Origin of the sequence: Solibacillus sp. FSL W7-1436, from assembly GCF_038007305.1 — a bacterium.
Classification (GTDB): Bacteria; Bacillota; Bacilli; order Bacillales_A; family Planococcaceae; genus Solibacillus.
The window spans coordinates 3,240,157-3,261,725 of record NZ_JBBOWV010000001.1; the positions used below are offsets into that span (position 1 = coordinate 3,240,157).

The 21,569-nt window shown below is 39.3% G+C and carries 21 protein-coding genes; 10 read left to right on the top strand and 11 right to left on the bottom strand.

Annotated elements, in window-relative coordinates; translation table 11 throughout:
* Positions 1-20: 20 nt before the first annotated feature.
* On the bottom strand, positions 21-1,013 hold the full coding sequence (gene bioB / locus MKX73_RS15990) for a biotin synthase BioB (RefSeq protein ID WP_340718312.1): 993 nt from the start codon (positions 1,011-1,013) through the stop codon (positions 21-23).
* 360 nt (positions 1,014-1,373) lie between these two features.
* On the opposite strand from bioB, the gene MKX73_RS15995 reads away from it, so the two are divergent.
* The 5 genes from MKX73_RS15995 (at position 1,374) to MKX73_RS16015 (ending at position 6,743) form a co-directional block, all read left to right on the top strand.
* A complete protein-coding gene (locus MKX73_RS15995; protein WP_340718313.1) occupies positions 1,374-1,937 on the top strand; it encodes a hypothetical protein in 564 nt (187 codons plus the stop codon).
* A complete protein-coding gene (gene bioF / locus MKX73_RS16000) occupies positions 1,897-3,798 on the top strand; it encodes an 8-amino-7-oxononanoate synthase (RefSeq protein WP_340718314.1) in 1,902 nt (633 codons plus the stop codon). Before MKX73_RS15995 ends, bioF begins: the two co-directional genes overlap by 41 nt.
* A gap of 2 nt (positions 3,799-3,800) precedes the next feature.
* A complete protein-coding gene (gene bioD, locus MKX73_RS16005) occupies positions 3,801-4,481 on the top strand; it encodes a dethiobiotin synthase (protein WP_340718315.1) in 681 nt (226 codons plus the stop codon).
* Positions 4,482-4,505: 24 nt separating this feature from the next.
* Positions 4,506-5,846 (top strand): adenosylmethionine--8-amino-7-oxononanoate transaminase, encoded by a 1,341-nt coding sequence (bioA, locus tag MKX73_RS16010; RefSeq protein WP_340718316.1) that lies wholly within the window; start codon positions 4,506-4,508, stop codon positions 5,844-5,846.
* Positions 5,847-6,233: 387 nt separating this feature from the next.
* The gene (locus MKX73_RS16015) at positions 6,234-6,743 is read left to right on the top strand and encodes an Ltp family lipoprotein (protein ID WP_340718317.1); all 510 of its coding nucleotides are present in this window, start codon (positions 6,234-6,236) and stop codon (positions 6,741-6,743) included.
* 40 nt (positions 6,744-6,783) lie between these two features.
* Here MKX73_RS16015 and MKX73_RS16020 read toward each other — a convergent pair whose 3' ends face one another.
* From MKX73_RS16020 to MKX73_RS16030, 3 genes are all read right to left on the bottom strand, one after another.
* The gene (locus MKX73_RS16020; protein WP_340718318.1) at positions 6,784-7,428 is read right to left on the bottom strand and encodes an alpha/beta family hydrolase; all 645 of its coding nucleotides are present in this window, start codon (positions 7,426-7,428) and stop codon (positions 6,784-6,786) included.
* 21 nt (positions 7,429-7,449) lie between these two features.
* A complete protein-coding gene (locus tag MKX73_RS16025; protein WP_340718319.1) occupies positions 7,450-8,250 on the bottom strand; it encodes a protein phosphatase 2C domain-containing protein in 801 nt (266 codons plus the stop codon).
* A gap of 174 nt (positions 8,251-8,424) precedes the next feature.
* Positions 8,425-8,799: an rRNA methyltransferase gene (locus tag MKX73_RS16030; protein WP_340718320.1), complete on the bottom strand. Its 375-nt coding sequence runs from the start codon at positions 8,797-8,799 to the stop codon at positions 8,425-8,427.
* 499 nt (positions 8,800-9,298) lie between these two features.
* Between MKX73_RS16030 and MKX73_RS16035 the strand changes: the two genes are divergently transcribed.
* A complete protein-coding gene (locus tag MKX73_RS16035) occupies positions 9,299-10,672 on the top strand; it encodes a nucleoside-diphosphate sugar epimerase (protein ID WP_340718321.1) in 1,374 nt (457 codons plus the stop codon).
* 111 nt (positions 10,673-10,783) lie between these two features.
* Here MKX73_RS16035 and MKX73_RS16040 read toward each other — a convergent pair whose 3' ends face one another.
* Positions 10,784-10,951 carry a hypothetical protein gene (locus MKX73_RS16040; protein ID WP_340718322.1) on the bottom strand — a complete coding sequence of 56 codons (168 nt, stop codon included), beginning with the start codon at positions 10,949-10,951 and terminating at the stop codon, positions 10,784-10,786.
* Positions 10,944-11,105 (bottom strand): transcriptional regulator, encoded by a 162-nt coding sequence (locus tag MKX73_RS16045; protein ID WP_340718323.1) that lies wholly within the window; start codon positions 11,103-11,105, stop codon positions 10,944-10,946. Before MKX73_RS16045 ends, MKX73_RS16040 begins: the two co-directional genes overlap by 8 nt.
* 200 nt (positions 11,106-11,305) lie before the next feature.
* On the opposite strand from MKX73_RS16045, the gene MKX73_RS16050 reads away from it, so the two are divergent.
* On the top strand, positions 11,306-12,562 hold the full coding sequence (locus tag MKX73_RS16050) for a mechanosensitive ion channel family protein (RefSeq protein WP_340718324.1): 1,257 nt from the start codon (positions 11,306-11,308) through the stop codon (positions 12,560-12,562).
* Between the two features lie 127 nt (positions 12,563-12,689).
* Here the strand turns inward: MKX73_RS16050 and MKX73_RS16055 are convergent, their stop codons facing one another.
* Entirely contained in the window at positions 12,690-13,631 is a 942-nt protein-coding gene (locus tag MKX73_RS16055) for a tyrosine recombinase XerC (RefSeq protein WP_340718325.1), read from the bottom strand.
* Positions 13,632-13,908: 277 nt separating this feature from the next.
* On the opposite strand from MKX73_RS16055, the gene MKX73_RS16060 reads away from it, so the two are divergent.
* Positions 13,909-15,330 carry a sugar phosphate isomerase gene (locus MKX73_RS16060; protein WP_340718326.1) on the top strand — a complete coding sequence of 474 codons (1,422 nt, stop codon included), beginning with the start codon at positions 13,909-13,911 and terminating at the stop codon, positions 15,328-15,330.
* Positions 15,331-15,380: 50 nt separating this feature from the next.
* On the opposite strand, the gene MKX73_RS16065 is transcribed toward MKX73_RS16060, so the two are convergent.
* Together MKX73_RS16065 and MKX73_RS16070 are read right to left on the bottom strand one after the other, a co-directional pair.
* Positions 15,381-15,785, bottom strand: a complete 405-nt coding sequence (locus tag MKX73_RS16065) for a hypothetical protein (protein WP_340718327.1) — start codon at positions 15,783-15,785, stop codon at positions 15,381-15,383.
* 39 nt (positions 15,786-15,824) lie between these two features.
* Positions 15,825-16,694 carry a tyrosine-type recombinase/integrase gene (locus tag MKX73_RS16070; protein WP_340718328.1) on the bottom strand — a complete coding sequence of 290 codons (870 nt, stop codon included), beginning with the start codon at positions 16,692-16,694 and terminating at the stop codon, positions 15,825-15,827.
* A gap of 172 nt (positions 16,695-16,866) precedes the next feature.
* On the opposite strand from MKX73_RS16070, the gene MKX73_RS16075 reads away from it, so the two are divergent.
* A complete protein-coding gene (locus MKX73_RS16075) occupies positions 16,867-17,670 on the top strand; it encodes an enoyl-CoA hydratase/isomerase family protein (protein ID WP_340718329.1) in 804 nt (267 codons plus the stop codon).
* Between the two features lie 218 nt (positions 17,671-17,888).
* On the opposite strand, the gene MKX73_RS16080 is transcribed toward MKX73_RS16075, so the two are convergent.
* Both MKX73_RS16080 and MKX73_RS16085 read right to left on the bottom strand, forming a co-directional pair.
* Entirely contained in the window at positions 17,889-19,253 is a 1,365-nt protein-coding gene (locus MKX73_RS16080) for an FAD-binding oxidoreductase (protein ID WP_340718330.1), read from the bottom strand.
* Positions 19,254-19,422: 169 nt separating this feature from the next.
* Positions 19,423-20,223, bottom strand: coding sequence for a hypothetical protein (locus tag MKX73_RS16085; protein ID WP_340718331.1), 801 nt, complete (start codon positions 20,221-20,223; stop codon positions 19,423-19,425).
* Between the two features lie 181 nt (positions 20,224-20,404).
* Here MKX73_RS16085 and MKX73_RS16090 point away from each other — a divergent pair, with 181 nt between their 5' ends.
* Positions 20,405-21,568, top strand: coding sequence for an aminotransferase class I/II-fold pyridoxal phosphate-dependent enzyme (locus MKX73_RS16090; RefSeq protein ID WP_340718332.1), 1,164 nt, complete (start codon positions 20,405-20,407; stop codon positions 21,566-21,568).
* Position 21,569 lies beyond the last annotated feature (1 nt).

The window sequence follows — 21,569 nt, forward strand, 5'->3', positions numbered from 1 at the left end:
AATTAAAATTTTTAGTTTTTTTAGTTACATTGAGGTGCTTTTTGAACAAACTCAATCTCAAAGCCTAGGTCTTTTAACATTAAATAATCGGCGTTTTCTTCTTGCCCTTCTGTCGTTAAGTAATCCCCTACGAAAATAGAGTTTGCCACATATAAACCAAATGGCTGTAATGAGCCTAAGTTTACCTCACGACCGCCGGCAATACGAATTTCCTTCGTTGGATTAATGAATCGGAATAAAGCTAATACTTTTAGGCAATAGCGTGGATCTAATTCCTTTGTGCCTTCTAGCTTCGTCCCATCAATGGCATTTAAAAAGTTTACAGGAATCGAGTCTGCGTCTAAAGCATGTAACGCGTAAGCAATATCCACTACGTCTTGCTTTGTTTCACGCATCCCTACGATGGCGCCTGAGCATGGTGATAGACCATGTTTTTTGGCAGTTTCAACTGTATTTACACGATCTGCGTATGTATGCGATGTTGTAATGTAATCGTGGTGGCGGGCAGATGTATTTAAGTTGTGGTTGTAACGGTCAACCCCAGCATCCTTTAATTGTTCTGCTTGCTCGTCTCTCAGTAACCCAAGACATGCACAAACTTTTAAGCCGTATTGCTCTTTAATTTCCTTTACTGCTTCACTCACAACGTTAACATCTTTACGTGTCGGTCCACGTCCACTGGCTACGATACAAAATGTGCCGATTTGGTTTTCATATGCCTTTTTAGCACCTTCCAAAATTTCTTCTTTTGTTATAAACGAATACTTTTCGATTGGTGCTGATGAAATAGATGATTGTGAACAATATCCGCAGTTTTCTGGGCAATACCCGCTTTTCGCATTCAAAATCATATTCAGCTTTACTTTTTTCCCGTAGTAATGTTTACGGATTGTAAACGCAGCGTGTAATAATGGCAATAAATCATCATCATCTGTGTGCAAAACTTGCAGTGCTTCTTCATTTGAAAGTAACTTTCCTTCAATAACTTCCTGGGCTAATTCGTTCCAGTTCATGTCTAAATCCCTCGCTCAAACAACATATTTTTTGGCACCAACTGCAGCTTAAACTCTATTTTCCTCGTTCATAAGAAAACAATTCAATGCTACGAAGGTATATAACAACTTCGAAATCTACTTTTCTAGTGCTAAACATTTAGTAAAATTTATTCTGAAATTTTTTACGTTAACCCAAAACACTAAAAAGGTTAACATAAATATAATTTTTAAAAATTTTTATGTCAATAGTATTTGGATTTTATTTTGAGAAAATTTAAATAATTACGGTTTTGTGTTAACCATTTTCAAAAATAGGTTTACATATTTTTTTGGTTATAATACAATGCTTTTCAAGGTGTTTGGGAGGAATAGATGCATTTGGAAAAAAGAAAACAGAAAAAAACGCAGGAATTACCCTTAATCGCCATGCTTGCTTCCATCATTGTCGTAACGGGAACCTTTAAAATTCCGTCTCCACTGATTGGCACAGAATTTCAGCTATCTGCTCCGATTGCTGTCATCATCGCTGCATTGTTCGGGTTTAAACGATATTTTTATGCAGGATTAATCGCAAGTGGTGTCAGCCTGTTGATTGGCACACATACAATTATCAACGTGTTCGTTGCGATTATTTTTCGAATCGTCGCAGGAGGAACTATTGGTCTTTTTGGGACAGGAATTATCATTTTAATCATTGCGGGTCCGTTAGGTACGTTAGTTGCCAGATTTGTGCTAGCTGCTTTACTGGATATAAACCCAAAAATTTTAATAGTTTCTGCCCTACCAGGTATGATTTTCACAGCCATCGTAACGTTTCTCATTTATCCGATTGCTCGTAAAATCATTCAACGAACACCTTTTAAACACTTTTTAGTTCATGCAAAACAAGGAGTTGGCTTCAATGAATCTATACTGCATAAAAATGCGAGCAAGTCAAAATAACGCTGAGCAAAACAAACATATTTCAGGTGCAGAGAAAATTGTGCAAGGAAATGAAGTATCTATGCAAACACAAGCTTTGATTCATAGAGCATTCAATCATCCGAAAGGAGAAGCCGATTTTATTAATATCAAGCTTGAAAAAACAGCTCCGGACGATATTCTTCAACTCGATGCTTTGCCCGTTCGAACAATAGAGGTAGCAGATGCAGACGAAGGATTACGAACGGTTCAAAAGCTAATGGAGCAGATCGGTGTTACAAATAACCGGCACTTACTGGAAATCTTAAAAGAAGCTTCTTTCATGCGAGGTGCTATTCTCCTTGATGTCGATACATTCAAGAGATTAGAGCCCGATCAAGCACGAGGTATTCGGGCAACTTATATGGACAGGGTTAGACAGCCCTTTGAACAAGAAGATATAGCTAAAAATCACTTTGATGAAGCACTTGTGTTAGCAACTAAGGTGGCATATGCACCGAATATTATTGGGGAAATCTGCATATCTGATGATCCCGATTATGTTACTGGTTACGTCGCTTCAAAGGAACTTGGCTACGTCCGTATTACAAAACTTAAAGAATTCGGCAGTGAGCACGGTGGTCGAATCTTTTTATATAAGCAGCAAGAAGGTGCTGTTCATGACACCATTCACTATTTACAGCAGCAAAAAGTACTCGTTCATACAAAACAGCCTAAAAAAGCTGACAAATGGGCGAAGTTAGAGCAAGGCTTACAACAACTAAAGCAGGACAATCTTTACCGAACAATGAAAGAAATCGAATCGGCTCCAGATGTACATGTCACATACTGCGGTAAGGATATCGTGATGATGGCATCGAATAACTATCTCAATTTCGCCAATGATGCACGAGTAAAGGATTATGCACTTGGGGTTGGACAAACGTACGGCATAGGCTCGGGTGGCTCTCGGTTAACGACTGGCACGACAACGATTCACAGACTTTTAGAAAAAAAGTTAGCCGAATTTAAAGGCACAGAAGCTGCACTTGCTTTCAATAGTGGCTATGTCGCCAATATTGGCATCATTTCTGCCCTCTGTTCGAAGGACGATGTGATTTTCAGTGATGAACTGAATCACGCAAGTATTATTGACGGCTGCAAAATGAGCAAGGCAAAAATTGTCGTGTATAAGCATAACGATATGAACGATTTAGAGGAGAAAGTGCGCCAGCATGCAGGCTGCAGCGGGTTAATCGTCAGTGACGCTGTCTTTAGTATGGACGGAGATATCGTCAATTTACCAGAGCTATTGCGCATTGCTGATCAATATGAGTTGTTTTCGATGATTGATGAAGCCCATTCTACAGGTGTTCTTGGGGCATCAGGCCGTGGCATTTGTGAGCATTTCCAGTTAACACAAAAGCCAGATATTTTGATGGGTACACTGAGTAAAGCTTTAGGTGGTGAAGGTGGCTTCGTTTGTGGGCAACAGAAGCTCATTGAGTTTTTGAAAAATAAAGCACGCAGTTTTATCTTTTCCACTTCGCTTTCCCCTGTCACAATGGCGTCTTCTATCGCTGCCCTTAACCTACTTACAGAAGATTCGGGGCAAGTCAAAAAACTGCAGGAAAATATTCGGCATTTTAACATTTGCCTACAGGCGCAAGGCATCCCTACCCTTTCAGAAACGGCGATTTTCCCTATTATTGTTGGGGATGAAAAAAAGGCAATGGACGTCTCTGCAACACTACTGGAACACGGATATTACATTTCTGCCATTCGCTACCCAACGGTGACAAAAGGTAGTGCGCGACTACGCATTGCATTAATGGCAGACCATACAAAACAAGAGCTAGCTAACGTAGCAGCCAAAATTGGTTACATTTTAAAGGGGATATAAACATGAGTAAAGGTATTTTTATAACTGCAACGGGTACAGAGGTCGGCAAAACATACGTAACGGCTTTAATTGTCAAAAAACTGCGTGAAAGTGGCTATGCATGCGGCTATTATAAAGCGGCAATGAGTGGCAATGAACGAACGGTAGATGGGATTATTCCTAGCGATGCTCAATACGTCAATGAAGTAGCCAACCTTGGTGAAAACTTAGACAATCTCGTCTCTTATGTATACGAGCAAGCCGTTTCTCCCCATTTAGCCGCAAAACTGGAAGGCAATCCGGTTGATATGGCCATCGTAAAAAAAGACTATAAAGCGTGTTGTGAAAAATATGACTATGTAGCTGTAGAAGGAAGTGGTGGCATCGTTTGTCCGATTCGCTGGGACGAACAAAAGCTACTGTTAGAGGACATCATTCAACATTTACAGCTATCAACAATTATTGTAGCAGATGCTGGACTTGGCACGATCAATTCCGTTGTCCTAACCGTTGCCTATTTACAGCAAAAAGGGATTGAGATCAAAGGTATTATCTTCAATCATTACGACGCGCATGATGTGATGAAAGTCGATAATAAAGCCATGGTTGAACAATTAACAAATATTCCAGTGATTGCTTTAGTAGAAGCAGATACAACGGATTTAAATATAGACTCACAGTACTTAGCATCATTATTTGCGTAAATTTTAGGCGAAAGAAGGATTCGTATGAACTTAGTAGAGAAAGATTTAAAATATGTGTGGCACCCATGCTCACAAATGAAGGATTATGAGGAATTAAAGCCCATCGTCATTGACCGCGGGGAAGGTGTTTATTTATTCGACATTGATGATAAATCGTATATCGACATTGTCAGCTCTTGGTGGTGTAATTTACTTGGCCATCGTAACCCGACTATCACAGCATCCATTAAAGCACAGCTCGATCGGTTAGAGCATGTTATTTTTGCAAATTTTACCCATGAGCCAGCCATTACACTTTGTGAGCAATTATCAGAGATCATTCCTCCTAATTTAACGAAATTCAACTTCTCTGACAACGGTTCAGCTGCTGTTGAAGCCGCGTTAAAAATGGCGTTTCAATATCAGTACCAAACAGGACATCCTGAAAAAACGAAATTTATGTGCTTTACTGATGGCTATCACGGCGAAACAATCGGCGCCCTTTCTGTCGGAAGCTTGGACTTATATGCCAAAATTTATAATCCAATGCTGATGGATACAATTCGCATTGAGGCACCAGACTGTTACCGTTGCCCATTTGGCAAAACACGCGATAGCTGTCATGTGGAATGCTTTGTACAAGCTGAAAAAGCATTTGAACAGCACGGTCATGAAACGTGTGCGATGATTGTAGAACCGCTACTGCAAGGCTCTGCAGGTATGCGTATGTATCCCCCTCTCTATTTAAAAAAGCTACGAAAATTATGCGACGATTATAATGTGCTGTTAATTGCCGATGAAATCGCAACGGGCTTTGGTCGAACAGGTAAAATGTTTGCGTTTGATCATGCTGAGGTAAGCCCTGATATGATGTGTCTATCTAAAGGATTAACGGGTGGTTACATGCCAATGGCCATTACCATTACAACGGACAAAATTTACGATGCCTTTTACGCTGAATACCGTGAAGGCAAAGCATTTATGCATAGCCATACATACAGTGGGAATCCACTTGGCTGTTCCGCTGCATTAGCTGTTTTAAAGGTGTTACGAGAAGAAAATATTTTAGAACAAGCTGCTGTACGTGCCGAGTACTTAACGAACGCATTATTTACTGCACTTGGTAACCATCCAAATGTCGGTGAAATTCGCCATCTTGGACTCATTCATGCAATTGAATTAGTGGCAGATAAACAATCGAAAATGCCTTTTAACACGGAGCTTCGTACGGGTTACCAGATTTATAAAAAAGCATTAGAAAAAGGATTGATTTTACGTCCTTTAGGAGACGTATTATACTTTAATCCCCCCCTGATTATTGACGAAAAAGCGATTGACGAAGCAATTATGATTTGTGTACAAGCGATGGAAGAAATTTTAGGATAAAGAGCTGAATTGAGGCATTTCAGCTATTAGAAAACCGAACTACGGGCTGTTGAAAATTTTTTGGGGACAGCCCGCAATTCGGTTTTATTAGATTTTACAGTAAGTTCATTCTTTTAGATTTATTCCACTCACATCAACGCAAACCCTAAATAGATCTCATTGCTAATACACGCAATTAAGCCCTCCTTGCTCATCCGATATGCATCTGCTGCAAATACTTCTTCAAATCCATATACGCATTATAGGACGATAATAATTTATATCAATTTTAATAGATATTTAACGATTATTCAATAAACTTTTGCTTGAAATAAAGATTTTACCAGTATTATTATCCTGTAATAACTAGTAAAATATATATATAACTGAAAGGGAGGATTTACCGCGTTGAAAAAAGTATTTAAAATGGGTTGTGGCGGATTTTTAGCAATTATTCTACTAGCAATCATCATCGGTATGTTCAGTGACGGAGAAACTACTGAAGTGGATTCAGACACAAAAGTTGAAACGACAACTGAACCAAAAGAAGCAACAGCTGAAACAAAAGAAATTGTAAAAGAAGAGCCAAAAGAGGAAGCGAAAGAAGATAATGTACCGCGCGAATATAAAACTGCGTTGAAAAAAGCGGAAATGTATGCGGAAACAATGCAAATGTCTAAAGCCGGTATTTATGATCAGTTAATTTCGGAATATGGTGAAGGTTTCCCTAAAGAAGCCGCGCAATATGCAATCGATAACCTGGAGTTTGACTGGAAAGCGAATGCATTAGAAAAAGCAAAATCATACGCTGAAACAATGGCGATGTCTGACTCTGCCATTTATGATCAATTGATTTCCGAATACGGAGAAAAATTTACGGCTGAAGAAGCACAGTACGCAATTGTTAACTTAGAATAAAATGAAAGCCTTCCATCGTATTGGTGGAAGGCTTTTTTCGTTAAAATGCATCGATTTCCTTAATGACCGTTCTTAATAGGTCAATTGAACGGACAGGATCGCTCTTATACTGCAGGCTGTGATCCGCTCCTGCCAGTAGTCTTGTCACCAGTTTTGGATTATTGGCGAATTGACGATATCTTTCCGCATTATAATGCGTGTCATCATCTCCAATAAAACATAAACTTTCGTTACGGCTGTGTAACATCGATTCAAATACATCATCTTGATTAAGAAGCGGCGTTAACCATACAGCTTTTGCATTTTGAAAGATTTCCCTATCAACCAGTGACGCCATAGCAATCGTTCCTAGAGACTTTCCGACAAGATAATAGCCGTTATATGAATTCTCTTCTAAAACTTTATTAATGACTGCATCTACATCATGTTTAATCGCTTCAACGAGCTCATCCATAGTGAAAGCATCGTAAAACTTATCGTTATACGTATAATTCACCTGCAGCACATCAACCGATTTATGTAAAAACACGCCCGTCGAATAATGTAGAAGTGGTGCTTGCGCGGTATATCCCGCTCCTGGAAGCAAAATCGCCAATTTTGAGGCATGCTCATCGGTACTTAAAACTGTATAATGAATATCCTTTTCTTTATAACCAGTAACAGAATCTGATTTTACTTTAAACATATACTTAACCCCTTTTATTGATTATTTATTACTCGGTTCAGTTGCATGTTGATCGACATCAACAGTCCATGAAACAATCGTTGTACTGTCCCGTACGCCCTTTGCCTCAATCTCCTTTAATAACTGCCATACAGAATCATGCTGAGACTGGGAATGATCAAATACCTTCATAATATACTTCGGGTTATCAAATGCAGTATGGGGACATTCCGTTAGTCCGTCCGTTGTCATAAAAAGCTGATTTCTCCCTTTTCTTAACTCTCTGCGTCCAGTACTGTAACATGGTACCTCCAATTCAAACGTATTGACATTCCCGATCCATTCATAGAAATTTCTCTGATTTAAATGATATTGCTGCATGTCTGCCAGTTCAGGATGAAATAGATAAAGAATACAGTCCCCAACTGAAAACCACCAAATATATTTGTCTTTTCTGAACACGATCAGACACGCCGTTTCCCCCTGTATTTCACGGCAGCGGGCTAAAAAGTGCGGATTTTGAAAAATATGTATGATCTGTTGATCCAATTCCTGAAAAGCTTCGAAAAGCGGCTTGTTAAAAATTTCAGTCAGGTTATGCTCTTCTTGCAATATGGTCTCCACGACTAGTTCCGCGCTTTCTGCACTGTTATGAGCGTCCAAAATCATAACAAATTCCCAGTTCTGTTTTTCATTCATCCAGACGAGGCACCCATCTTCGTTTTTATATTGCCCTGCTGATGAATTGCCGCCAAACCGTCCAATCGTAAGGTTCCCGAGTTGCTGAATGTGTGGTGAATCTACAAAATGCGCTTCGCTTCCTACCCAGCTGAATTTGATCATTTCTGCAAACCTCCTTATTTTCTATAGAGATTTTCATAGTATAGCACCAATAAAATTAAAATTGCGAAGTTTGCCATAAATTAGGTACTGTTAATTAGAGAATCTCTTTATCCGCAATATCCATGTAAATAAAAAAAGCAATCGGTTCCCCAATTGCTTCCCCCACTTTTCTTATTAAACTTCTACCCGGTAACGCCAATTTGCGTGCTTAACATCCTCATAATTGATATACGCAACACTTGCTTCAATGACGTCGTTTAAGTTCAGGCTATGATCCTTTGCAAATTCCTTTAGGCTATCCAGTAATTCTTTATCGCATGTCGTCCGAAATTCGATGCGATCTTTAGGCCGGTTTTTTTTATCGTAAACAATTGTACCGGATTCGATTAAATTACTATAACCATTTTCCAATAAATAACCGATATGTGTGTCATATTTTTCGGCAAGCTGCTTTAAACTGTTAATAATTGCCGCACTCATTCGCGTTTTGTACCGGATTCTTGATTCATCCGTTGTTTGAATCAGTTTCCCATTATGTATCTTCCACATTGTCATTCTCCTATCAGCAATTCATTACGTATATTATAGCCATTATTGCACAAAAGAAAACACTCCTTATGGCATAAGGAGTGAAAGGCGTAAAGTTGCGGTCGGTATTGCCTATTAAGTTGTAATGTTTCTTAAGTTAGTTTAACATCTTATAAAACGCTTGAGCTGAAATTTTCAATGGTATATCTCAATTCGTGTATGCATTTCGCTCGCCTAACTTTAGTTGGCATCTTTCGAAAATCTTCGTTAAAGCATTTTGTTCATTAATTGCCTACAATAAACTGTAAATGTTGCTTGATAAACGCATACAACGAAGCTAATAGAAATCATCATATAAACAATCTAAACTAGTGGTTAACTTACATCTACTCTTCAGTGACCGCAACTTTACTTACAAGTAATATACCACGTAAAAACATCCTTAAACCTATTTTGGGAACTTTTTTTTCGGAATTTCTATGATTCAAGTATATAATAGTAGGAACGGAGGTGTCTTAGCATGCTAAAAATTAAAAAGATCGAGTTTATTAAAGTTCTGTATGATGACGCATTAGCGCAAAATATCTTTTCGATCGCGAATATTACGTTTTCAAATAGAAGTCCGATACAAGGAGCCCTCCTCTACTGGCAGCAAAATGAATCAAAGGAACCTTATACAAAAGAAGGCGACTACAAGTTCTACTATGACTTGGCAAAAGCGCAATATTTTGCAGCAGTAAAGTTTCCTAAAGACTGTGACTTAACACGGGATGAACGCCAGGAACTTGCCTATATCTTACTGGAGGAGCGCGGAGCAATCGGAACGTACAGTTTTATTTCGACGAAGCCGAAAGCAACTTTCCATTTAAATAAGGCTTTTCAGGAAATCCCGTTCCCTGCACAGTTTTCAGTAGATGATTTTAATGATCTGTCCATTGTGAAACAGCTGGAATCGAATGATGAAACTGTTTACGAGCAGCTTCCATATGACCGTGTATTTTTAGAAGCTTATAGAAACTGGTGCCATCAAGCTGTTCAGTTGCATCCTTCACGCTTAACAGCTTATTTTCATTACTTGCCGTTTACGTATGTGAGTTATGCAAATCCGCTACTATCAGAGCAGTTTTTAATCGATTATTTGCCTGAAGTGGATCTGGAAGCACTTCAGTACAACAAACCGGTACTTGAGCGGTTGTCGATGTCCTTTAAACGTTATTTAGTAACAACTTTAATGGCGGATAAAAAGCGTCTGAATCCGGACTTTGTCGATCAGCTGGATGATTTCATTGAAAGCAATGTCTTTTATCAATCATTTGAGCTTATTTATTTACCGGAAGCCGATGAAATCCCCGATATGGATTTGCAGCTTTTCGAATATGACCGCGGTACGTATAAATGGGCCGGCAGTGAGCATTTAGTGAAAGGAATTCCATCACTGGTAAGTCAGAAGTATAACCGATATGGGGATCGACGCTTGACAAATGCCGAAATGGATAAAAAGTTTAAGGCATACAGTGATGAACAAAAGCAGCTATTCACCGCGATTGCGGAGCTTCATTGGCTGAATAAATATAAAAATGAGCTGGATTGGTCATACATTTGCCAATATAATGTGAATTTGACTGAACAGTTTTTAACAGCACATATCAATTATGTCGATTTCGATGCACTGGGCCTGAATACGGATATAGTGGTAAATGCAGATTTTTTATCAACCTATTTACACCGGTTCAACCATCAAAAAGCTGTTCCGTTAATCATTTCCCATTTAACAGAGCAGTTTTATTTAACTCATAAAGATGAAATCAAAGTTGACCTCGATTTGCTCTATAAATATATGGACAATATTGACGAGGAAGAGTTTTTAAGAATTGAAAGTTATTTGCTTGATTAATAAATGGCTGCTCTGTAACTCGATTACAAAGCAGCCTTTTTGATTTCTAAACGATCAGACGATAAAAAAATCAATCTACAACTGATTCGTAGATTGATTTAATACAGCAGATTATGTTGTAATTTCATAGACACCTCGGTGCAGCATGGCGTAGTTTGCGCATATGTGAGACATTTCCATCGTCAGATCAGGCTGGATATAGTGAATGTTCACAAGTTCGATTGAATGAACAGGCATCACATCCTTATAATAAACTGTTTCAGTTTGAGGACTAATCATTTCGTCTCATCTCCTGTTCCATTGCATAGCCGTTGTACGCAAGTAATTGCTGATGAGAAAGCTGATTTACGTAATATCGGAAATTCACCGGCTGTAATCCAAACTGCTCGCACTTCTCTACATACATTTGATATCCTTTTTCAAAATAACTCATTGTTTTTCTCCCCTTTGTTATATAACAGTTTTTATTTGTAAATTAAATATATAACAGTTTATGAACAGTGTCAATGAATTATCTGAATTTTTATTTGACTTTTTTAAATTTTTCGACAATGATTTTTATCAGGAATCCGCAGTAGACAATCATTTCATCTTATCGACTTCTTTGTTACCATAGGAGTCGGGAGGAATTAGATGAACCTTATTTACAAAAAACTTATTGAACTTGGATTAAGTCCATTATTTGCTGAATACCTTTCAGTAGCGCTTATGATTATATTTATTGTAATCATTTGTTTAATCGCAAACTTCATCACGAAAAAGATCGTCATCCGTTTTATTACACATATTGTGAATAACAATAAGTATCAGTGGGATAACATTCTGTTGGAAAAGAAGGTGTTCCATAAGTTATCGCATATCGTGCCGGCGATCATTATTTATTATTTTGCTGAAGCCTTTACGTATCAAGCCCTTATCGAAAAAGGAGCCATTACGTATATCATAATCGTTGTATTAAGCTTGTTAGGCAGTTTATTAAATGCTGTGCATGATATTTATCAAACGTTTGAAATTTCTAAAGTACAACCGATCAAAGGCTATATTCAAGTCGTGAAAATCATTGTCTATGTCCTCGGGATTATCTTGGTCATAGCAAACTTAATCGGTGAAAATCCGCTGATCATTCTAAGCGGACTCGGTGCCCTTTCAGCTGTATTGCTGCTTGTTTTTAAAGATTCCTTATTAGGCCTTGTTGCCGGGATCCAGTTAACATCGAATGATATGGTACGTGTAGGTGATTGGATTGAAATGCCGAAATATGGCGCGGACGGTGATGTCATTGATCTTTCATTAAATACAGTAAAAGTCCAGAACTTTGATAAAACCATTACGACAATCCCTAGTTATGCATTGATTTCGGATTCTTTTAAAAACTGGAGAGGTATGCAGGTTACTGGTGGCAGAAGGATCAAACGCTCGCTCTTTGTTGATACAACAAGCATCGCGTTTTGCTCGGAGGAAAAGATCAAGCAGTTACGGAACATTCATTATCTGAAGGACTATATTGATACGAGACAACAGGAAATTACGGAATACAATAGTAAACACCGTATCGATACGAGCAATCAGGTGAATGGCAGAGCATTGACAAATATCGGGTTGTTCCGGACATATATTAGCAACTATTTAAAAAACCATCCGGGAATTCATAAAGACATGACAACGATGGTAAGACAATTAGCGCCGAGTGAAAATGGATTACCAATTGAAATCTATGCCTTTTCAAATGATATTAACTGGGCGGTATATGAGTCGATTCAAGCGGATATATTCGATCATCTCTTTGCAGTCGCAACTGAGTTTGACTTGAGACTATTCCAAAATCCGACCGGCAATGATTTTAAAGCAATGAGTTCCTTACAACTGAATAAAAATGTAGGCGAATCATAATCAAAACCCCCATTTTCTCTTTAATAGAAAAATGGGGGTTTTTAACGATTTTACCACGTGTCTTGCCGCTGGAAATTACCTGTTATAGATGTCGTAACATCATTTAGTTTACATAATATTATTATTATTATAATTTATTAAACGGGTTGTTTTTCAGGACTTCCTGAATTTGTTCGTCTTCGATATGTGTATAGATTTGCGTTGTTGCAACACTGGAGTGCCCAAGAATATGCTGCAATGTTCGAATGTCCGCTCCGGATTTATACATCATTGTCGCGGAAGTGTGCCGAAGTTTATGCGGTGTCAGCTTTTCTTTCGGTGACGGGCTATTGGCATTAATCACTTTCACGATCCGTGCAATCGACTGTCTTGCAAAACGTGTCCCTTTTTGAGAAATGAACAGCGGTTCTTTCCCGTCCCCTTTATATGAATGCCGCTCCTGTAAATACTTTTCCATTGCATGCATACATGCATCATTTAAATATACATGCCGTTCTTTATTCCCCTTACCGATCACCGTCAGCATCCGCCCATTGATGGAATCGATATTCAGGGAACATAATTCGGAAACACGAATGCCGAGGTTCAGGAAAAAGACCATCATGCATTCATCGCGTGCACTGTACGACTGTGTCTGCACAGCGCCAATAAAATCCTTTGCCTCATTATAGTTTAAATAAACCGGCTGGCGTCGCCCGATTTTCGGGGTTTCCAAATGTTCCGCCGGGTTTTCATCGATGAGACGGCGCTTTCCTTTCAAGTATTTGAAAAAGGCTTTTAATGTTGCTACTTTACGGGCACGGGCTGCTGATGAATTGCCGCGCTGTAATTCACAATATTCCATAAACAAATATAAGTCTTCCAAAGACACTTCTTTAATTTGATCGATTGTAAACGCAGAAATGTCGATTGTATGTAAACGGTCCAACGGAATATCTTCTTCAATCGCTTTTAGAAATCGAATAAATAAAATAAGATCATATTCGTATTCTTTTCGGGTTCTTTGGGACTTTCCGGTAATTGTTGTTAAGTAAATCAAAAAATCTCGTAAAAATTTCGGCAGCTTCATTTACGTCCATTCCCCCTCTATCTAGCTCTTATTATAGCATAAAAAATGTTCCCAAATTGATATTTGGGAACATTTTTGCTGATTTAGAAGATTTAAGCGCTTTTTCGACAATAAAAGGAAACATATGTTCCTGTTTTGCAATTTCGCTCTCAGACGAAGTGAAATGTCGATTCGTGGATGATGACCCGTGTCGAATCGTCTGAGAGCGATTTTTGTCGAAGCCCTTTTTGGTTAAATTTATCGAATTTTGGGAATAGATGTTCCAGGAGGTGAAAGGATGAATTCGTTAAAAACCCACTATGTTTTTTATTATCCTTTCAATTATCGACAGTACGATTTTGAAAAATTACAGCAAGTACTAAAACGCAACAAATTTTATCATTTTACAATCGATGAAGAGGAATTTAACGAAACGCTTTATGGTCCCGATATTAAAGTATCCCCCCAATTGTTGACACAATTCTTTTATCCTTTTATGGAAGAGAAATTATTGAATGACGAAATTTCCGTACGCAACTTCAACCGCTACTCAAAAAAAATCCATTGTGAAGGAAAAATGAAAACGGCGTTCGATGAAGTGCCATTTACAATATTGAGTGCAGATATTAATCTGTGTCCATTCGGTATTGGAATTTTAGCGCTAAGGATTCAATTGGCAGATGATGTGGATATGAATGCCGCGTTATCATTCGGTCATTATTTTAGAGTTTTGCGGCCGAAAATTGATGAAGAGCTGGGAACGGAAATTTATTACGACAATTTTGTCTTTCAAAATACGGATGAATTATTATTAAAGAAAATTGCGCCTTTTTTGGAGAAGTATTTCGTTGATTATTCATCCATTCACAAAAACATCAGCAAAATCCCCTTTTTCGAAGATGAGCGCATGTATGTCAGTGCCTTTTTTCATATGGACGAAGATGAGGAAATCGACGAATATTTCCTGTATCGTGCAGGACAGTTAAATGGACGTGATAATAACGGGGATCCTTATATATCGAGTACAAATGAGGAGTATATCAAACGTTTCGTTGAGGAACATTGCTACGAAAGATGGGCACCTAAATTTCATATTATTACAACATTGCAAGGCCATATTTACCTATCATCCGTGGATGACAAAAGCATGAATAAATATTTAAACAGCTTTCATTCTGTCTCTTACTATACATTGCTCATCCACTATTTTTATAAACTGATGCTGCTGAAACTCGTTTTCGAACATAGTGAACTGAAGTTTTCAAAAGATAAGGATATTGTAAAAGAATTAATTGAACAGATAACGAAGTTTGCATCAAGGTATTATTTTCCGGAGGTAGCGGCACGTACAGAGGGAAAAGAAATCTCACATTATTTCAGAAAAGTCTTTCGGATTGACGGACTTTACCGCGAGACGAAAGAAACGCTTGAAGAACTGTACCGGATACAGGAGGATCGTTCAACAGACCGGTTGAACAAACTCATTTTTATTTTAACGATTTTCAGTATGATTTCCGGTATATACGGAATGAATCTGGTTATTGAAATGCTGGCAGAACCATTTAAATTATCCGAAATTTTCAGTTTCACTTTCTTTGAATGGACAGCACTTGTACTGATGGTTATCGGCTTAATGACACTGGTACTGCTTATTTTGAATCAGGTTTATAAATATTCAATTAGCTATTACGGGAAAATAAACAGGCGACGGCAACGTTAAAAGGGATACGGGAAGTCAATTTGACTTTTCCCGTATCCCTTTTTCATTAATTAGACAAATAGTGTAATCTGTTTCCCGTTACGCTCGACTTTCCAGTTTGAAGATAGCATTCCGCGAATTTGCTGTTCAGTGATCGGATCGATTTGTAATGATTGCAGGCCGTTCCCTTCAGGCAGCAGTTCGTACTGGTCATCTGTTATTTGAAAACGCATGCGCAGCAAGTTTTTCAAACCATTGATCGTTACAAACTTGACCTCATAGTTCCCCGCGAAAGCCTGTTCCATCTCTTCCGCGTTTTCATTCAATAATATTTTTAGACTCTCGGGATTTATATCATCAGTATCTGTTAATAGATGAAGCTCATCATTTTCGATATAATGTTTTACTTGTTCAAATGTATAAGGATGGGTTTTCAGTAATTCAATCATATATGCTTCCATCATTGAAATTGCCATTGGTTCTTCCTCTCAATCTTTCATCAATCATATTTTTTACTAGCCGTTTTTCGGGAATCGTTGTTCTCGTTCAAGCAGGACGCCTTTTCTCGCATAGCCGAACTGCTCGTACAAAATTTTCGGATCCTCTTTTTTTGTTAACAGTTTTTGAATGGCATGGTAGCGCATATTGGTAGCGGTCACTTTAAATTGAAGCTGTTCGGACATCGCTTTAAAAATCCGTTCAATTGTTTTGACTGTGACCGGTTCCCCCATTTTATTGCCGACACCTAGCCAAACATACGGTGACTGCTCCGTTAACGGCATGAATTCTATTGTGTGGCGTTTATAGTCTTCAAGCAATTCAATCAATTTTTTCGAACACTGCAAAACACGGTAGCTTTTCGAAGCGAGTACAATGATTTCAAGCTTTTCGGCATGTATATGCTTCCATTCCATCCGTACAAGTTCTGCTGGTTTAATACCCAGCTCCGCAACGGTAAACACAATGACGGTATTGCGTAATGCGAGCCATTCATGTTCCTCATTCAAAGCAATCTCATACTGCTTCGGCCAATAAGCCAATGCCCGGTTGAATTGTTTTTCCTTCAGCACATTCAGTTCCGTTTCCTGTTTAGTCAACGGAGCGATGAGTTCCTCATTATATACGGAAATGACACCTCGCAGCTGCAGGAAAACAAGAAAATGGCGAATGGATGCGAACTTGCGGTTGACCGAATTGAACGAAAGATACTTTTCCTGAATCGTCTTCGAATAAAGCTGCAACGCCTCATTGATCTGATTCTCTTGCTGAATGATCTCCGCGAATTGTTTTGCGTCCAATGTATACTGTTTCGTCGTATGAAAAGATTTATTTAATGATTTTAAATAAGCTGTAAACGCTTTAACATACGGTTGAATTTCTTCCACATTTTTCGCCCCTTTCTTTTTATTGTATCATGCGAAGTGGTAAGAATTACACGGATTTCATACAGGAAATTGCTGAATATTCGTTAAATTTACTTGAACCGTCCGGAATGCATGTTATTGTATATTGTTTCGTCTATAATGACTATGTATACATAGTTAAGGGGGACCACAGATGCAAGTACGTACGACAAGACTTGAAGCGGAAGAAGCGAAAATCATTTATCAGGAAACTGCGGGGCTCGCCATTATTACGATTCATCGCCCGCAGCTTAAAAATGCATTAACGGCGAATATGTGGGATCAGCTTGCCAAAATCGCATTAGGCACATTGGAAAATCCGAAAAATAAGGTGCTGTTATTGCGCGGTTCCGGCGAGAACTTTACAGCGGGTTCGGATATTAAAGAATTTAACTCGATTTCCTTGGAAAAGGCGGAAGAAGCTTTCGTGCATATGGAAAGAACGATTTCAACGATTGAAAACCTGCCGATTCCGGTAATCGGTGTCATCAACGGACCGGCAATGGGCGCTGGACTGGAGCTGGCTCTTGCATGTGATATCCGCATCGGCTCGGACAAAGCGAAAATGGGCATTCCGGTCGGTAAGCTCGGTATTACATTGAATAATAAATTTGCCAAGCGTTTAGTCGATTTGGTCGGTCCATCCGCAACGAAAGATTTTGTATTTACGGGACGCATGTATAAAGCAGAAGAAGCGTTTAAAGCCGGAATGCTTAATTATTTGGTTGCCGAAAAAGATCTGAACCGTTTTGCAATCCGTATGGGTAAACTTGTTGCCGGCATGTCACCGGACTCTTTATTAGCAGTAAAACGCTCGGTTAAGGAATGTATGGATTCAGCCCCTGTTTTATGGGAAGGATCGACACCGTTTGTTTCCGAAAGAGACTTTTATGAAGGTGTCCGTGCATTTGTTGAAAAACGTCAGCCGGCTTTCACAAGACAGCTTCCAAAACAATAAAAAAACTGCCTCCTTTGCGCGGGGCAGTTTTTTTGTTATGAAGGCAGTAAATTAAATTTCAGGATTAGACGACATTCGCGGTGAACAGACAAAGTCGTTTGAACGGTTTTTAACACGACGCTTGTCAATTGCTGTTGAATTGCCTGTAGTGCATATGGTTTTTATATAATTTCTGTATCCATAACGGATTTCGACAAATCGTTATATTTCATCAGCTCTTAATCCAAAAAGATTTTGCCGGGGTTAAAAATGTTGTTCGGATCAAATACCCGTTTAATCTCTTTCATCCACGTATACGCAAGTCCGTGTTCTTGCTGCTGGTACTTTTTCTTGCCATAACCGACACCGTGTTCCCCGGTACAAGTACCTCCAAGTGACAAGGCGTATTCAACGACATGTTCATTCAGTTCTTTTGCTTGTGCAATTTCTTCTTTACTGTCCATATCTACCATCAGCAATATATGATAGTTACCGTCTCCTACATGCCCGACAATTCCCGCGTCGATCTGCATGCGTTCAATTTTCTCGCGGGAGTTTTGAATCGCATCCGGCAGTGAATTGATTGGAACAACAACATCTGTAGACATCAGCTTTTTCCCTGGAGCGGAATGAATATATGTATAGGCCATATTATGCCGAAGCTCCCATAAATGATTGCGTGCACGTTCATCTTGTTCAAATGCTAGCTCGATACAGCCATTGTCGTTCAATAATTCGGTCGCAAAAACAACGTCTGACTGCAAGCCCGCCTCATTCCCGTGGAATTCCAAAAATAGCGTAGGCGTTGCCGGGAAATTTGCGCCGGATGCAATGTTTACTTTTTCAATACTTTGTTTATCGACAAGTTCCATTCGTGCCATCGGTATACCGGCCTGTTTCAATGCAACAACAGCATCGACTGCTTGTTGTACTGTTTCAAATGTCGCGCGGCCCGCAACAATTCTTTCCGGAATTCCGAAAACTCGTACGGTCAGTTCAGTAATGACCCCCAGTGTGCCCTCTGAACCGACCATCAAACCGTTCAAATGATAGCCAGAAGAAGATTTTGCCGCCAATCCGCCAGTATGGATCACATCACCATTCGCCAACACTACTTCTAGATCACGTACTTGGTCACGCATAATACCGTAGCGTACAGATGTTGTTCCGCTCGCATTTGTCGCGGCCATTCCACCTAATGTCGCGTCGGCACCCGGATCAACCGAAAAGAATAAACCGTATTTTTTTAATTCTTTATTCAGCTGGCTGCGCGTTACCCCCGGCTGGACCTTTACGAGAAAATCTTCAGGTCGTACTTCCAATACGGCATTCATGAGCGATAAATCCAAAGAGATTCCGCCATGATAAGGGATGACATGTCCTTCTAGACTTGTACCAAGTCCGAATGGCACTACGGGAATACGCTGCTCATTTGCCAGTGCTACAATTTCGCTTACTTCCTGTGCGGTTTTCGGATAGATGACAACATCCGGTAAATGAGGTTCATGATACGATTCATCTTTCCCGTGTTGTGTACGTAACACTTCATTTGTTGTCACTTGCTCACTTGATAAAATTTGCTGTAACTGTTCAATATAATTCACTATATTTCCCCCTGACTGTTAATGTTGGCCCTTCAAAAGTTTTGGTCCATGCAACACTTAATTATTAGAATATACTTAATCATCAAAAAATAGAAACTACTTATTCATTATACGATATTTTCCATATAAAAAGAGCCGACATTTTCATGCCGGCTCCTGTGATAACTATTTATTTAATTCCTTTTATTTGTACATGAATCGTTTCGGGTTCAATACCGAAATGCAGTGAAAATTCCTGTGAAATTTCTTTTTGAAGTTCAAATAGATATTCCGGTACCACATAGGATACAGGCGGCTTTAAAAAAAGCGCAATGGTTATTTGCGGTATGCCGTCAGTCTGAATGTTGGCTATTTCGAATTTAGCCAGTTTATCCTGCTTTTCAAGTACGTGGTCCAACACATCGGTAAACACAGTCCTGGAAATATAAACACTGTTTTGATGGAAATCCGGCTGTACGATCGTCGTTTCACCAAGCTTAACTTGTGATGAGGAGAAAATTTCCTTCCCCCGCTGAATAAGGCGTTTGAAAAAGTTTTGTTCTACTTGACGGTACGGAACAGGCATGACATGTTTGCCCTGAATTTCCCGTACATATTTGGCCATACGAATTTCCTTTTCCGTTCGGATATTATGGACATAATGATATTCATCGATGTCCCCAAGCTGTAGACGGGCTGCAATTCTTTTCGTCATCTTGTCGGAAGTGCCGATCAGTAAAAGGGACTTCACATTATGAGCGCTAATCGCGTCCAGTACTTCCGCTTTATGTATGTCATCATCCAAAATGGCGCGGCGCACTGCTTTTAATGTGTTTTTCTCGAATTTAGCGGACGTCCCCGCGGCTTTTTCTCCGTTTATAATCAATATGCCGTCATCAATGATGGCCTCGATTTCATAGTCATGTGCAAATTGCAAAGCACTCGTACTCTTTCCTGTCCCGCTTGGCCCACTTAACGAATAGATTTTCATCCTACACCTCTTACTAATTTATTTTCGCTGAAATAATAATTTCAGTCCCTATATTGCTATTCCACTACGGTTTCATGCTTTATGTAGTGAATTAATTCTCTTTTCTGATTTCATACCCATTATACGTGATGTCTATGATAAAATGGTGCTTACAATTGAAAGATTTAAGGAGTGTTAAAGATTGAATATCCAACCGTCTAAAAAAATGTCATTATTTGTGCCGGCTATATTTGGTGACTTGAAAAAGCATGCCAAATTACAAGAGCAAAAAGGAACGGAACTTATCGATTTAAGCCTTGGGAGCCCTGATATCGCTCCAGCAGAGAATTTACGTAAAAAAATGTCCGAGCTTACGGCACTCTCGTCTTCTTACGGCTATACTTTAACGGGTATTCAAACATTCAATGAAGCGGTATGTCGTTATTATAAACGAGTAAACAATGTTGAGTTGGATCCGGAAACTGAAGTTGTGCAAACAATTGGCTCACAGGAAGGTCTAGTCCATCTGCCGGTAGCATTCTGCGATCCTGGAGATATTGTACTCACTACAAACCCGGCATATGTCGCGTATGATGCTGGGATTCATTTGGCTGGTGCAACGCCTTACTATATGCCATTGACTAAGGAAAATCAGTATTTGCCGGATTTAACAGCCATTCCGGAAGAGATTCGCCAAAAAGCAAAATTACTGATTTTAAACTTGCCGGGCAATCCGGTACCGGCCATGCCATCATTCGCGTATTTTGAAGAAGTCGTGGCATTCGCCAAAAAATATAATATTATTGTACTGCATGATGCGGCCTATTCCGAATTTTACTTTAAAGGGGATGCTCCTGTCAGCTTCCTTGCGACGCCGGGTGCGAAGGAAGTCGGTCTGGAAATCAACTCTTTATCGAAAAGTTTCAGTCTGGCTGGGACTCGTATTGCCTACATAGTCGGAAATGCTCAATTAGTCGGGATTATGAAACAGCTGAAGTCAAACTTGGATTTTGGTATTTTCGAACCGATTCAGCAAGTTGCCGCTTTGGCATTGGACAATGCAGAGCAAGTTACAAGTGTACTGAGAGAAACGTTCTCTGTCCGTCATAAAGCCCTTATGGAAGGGTTAACATCAATCGGGTGGGAAGTTGCACCGAGCGATGGCGGAATGTTCGTTTGGGCAAAATATCCGTATGATAGTAAATGCATCGACTTTGCCTATAAAGCAATCGAACAAACAGGTGTTGTCATGGTACCGGGTACAGTATTTGGCACAGCGGGTGAAGGCTATATGCGTCTTGCATTAGTGCAGCCGGTCGAAAAGCTTCAGGAAGCTGTTAAACGACTGGCAACAATAAAACTATAAA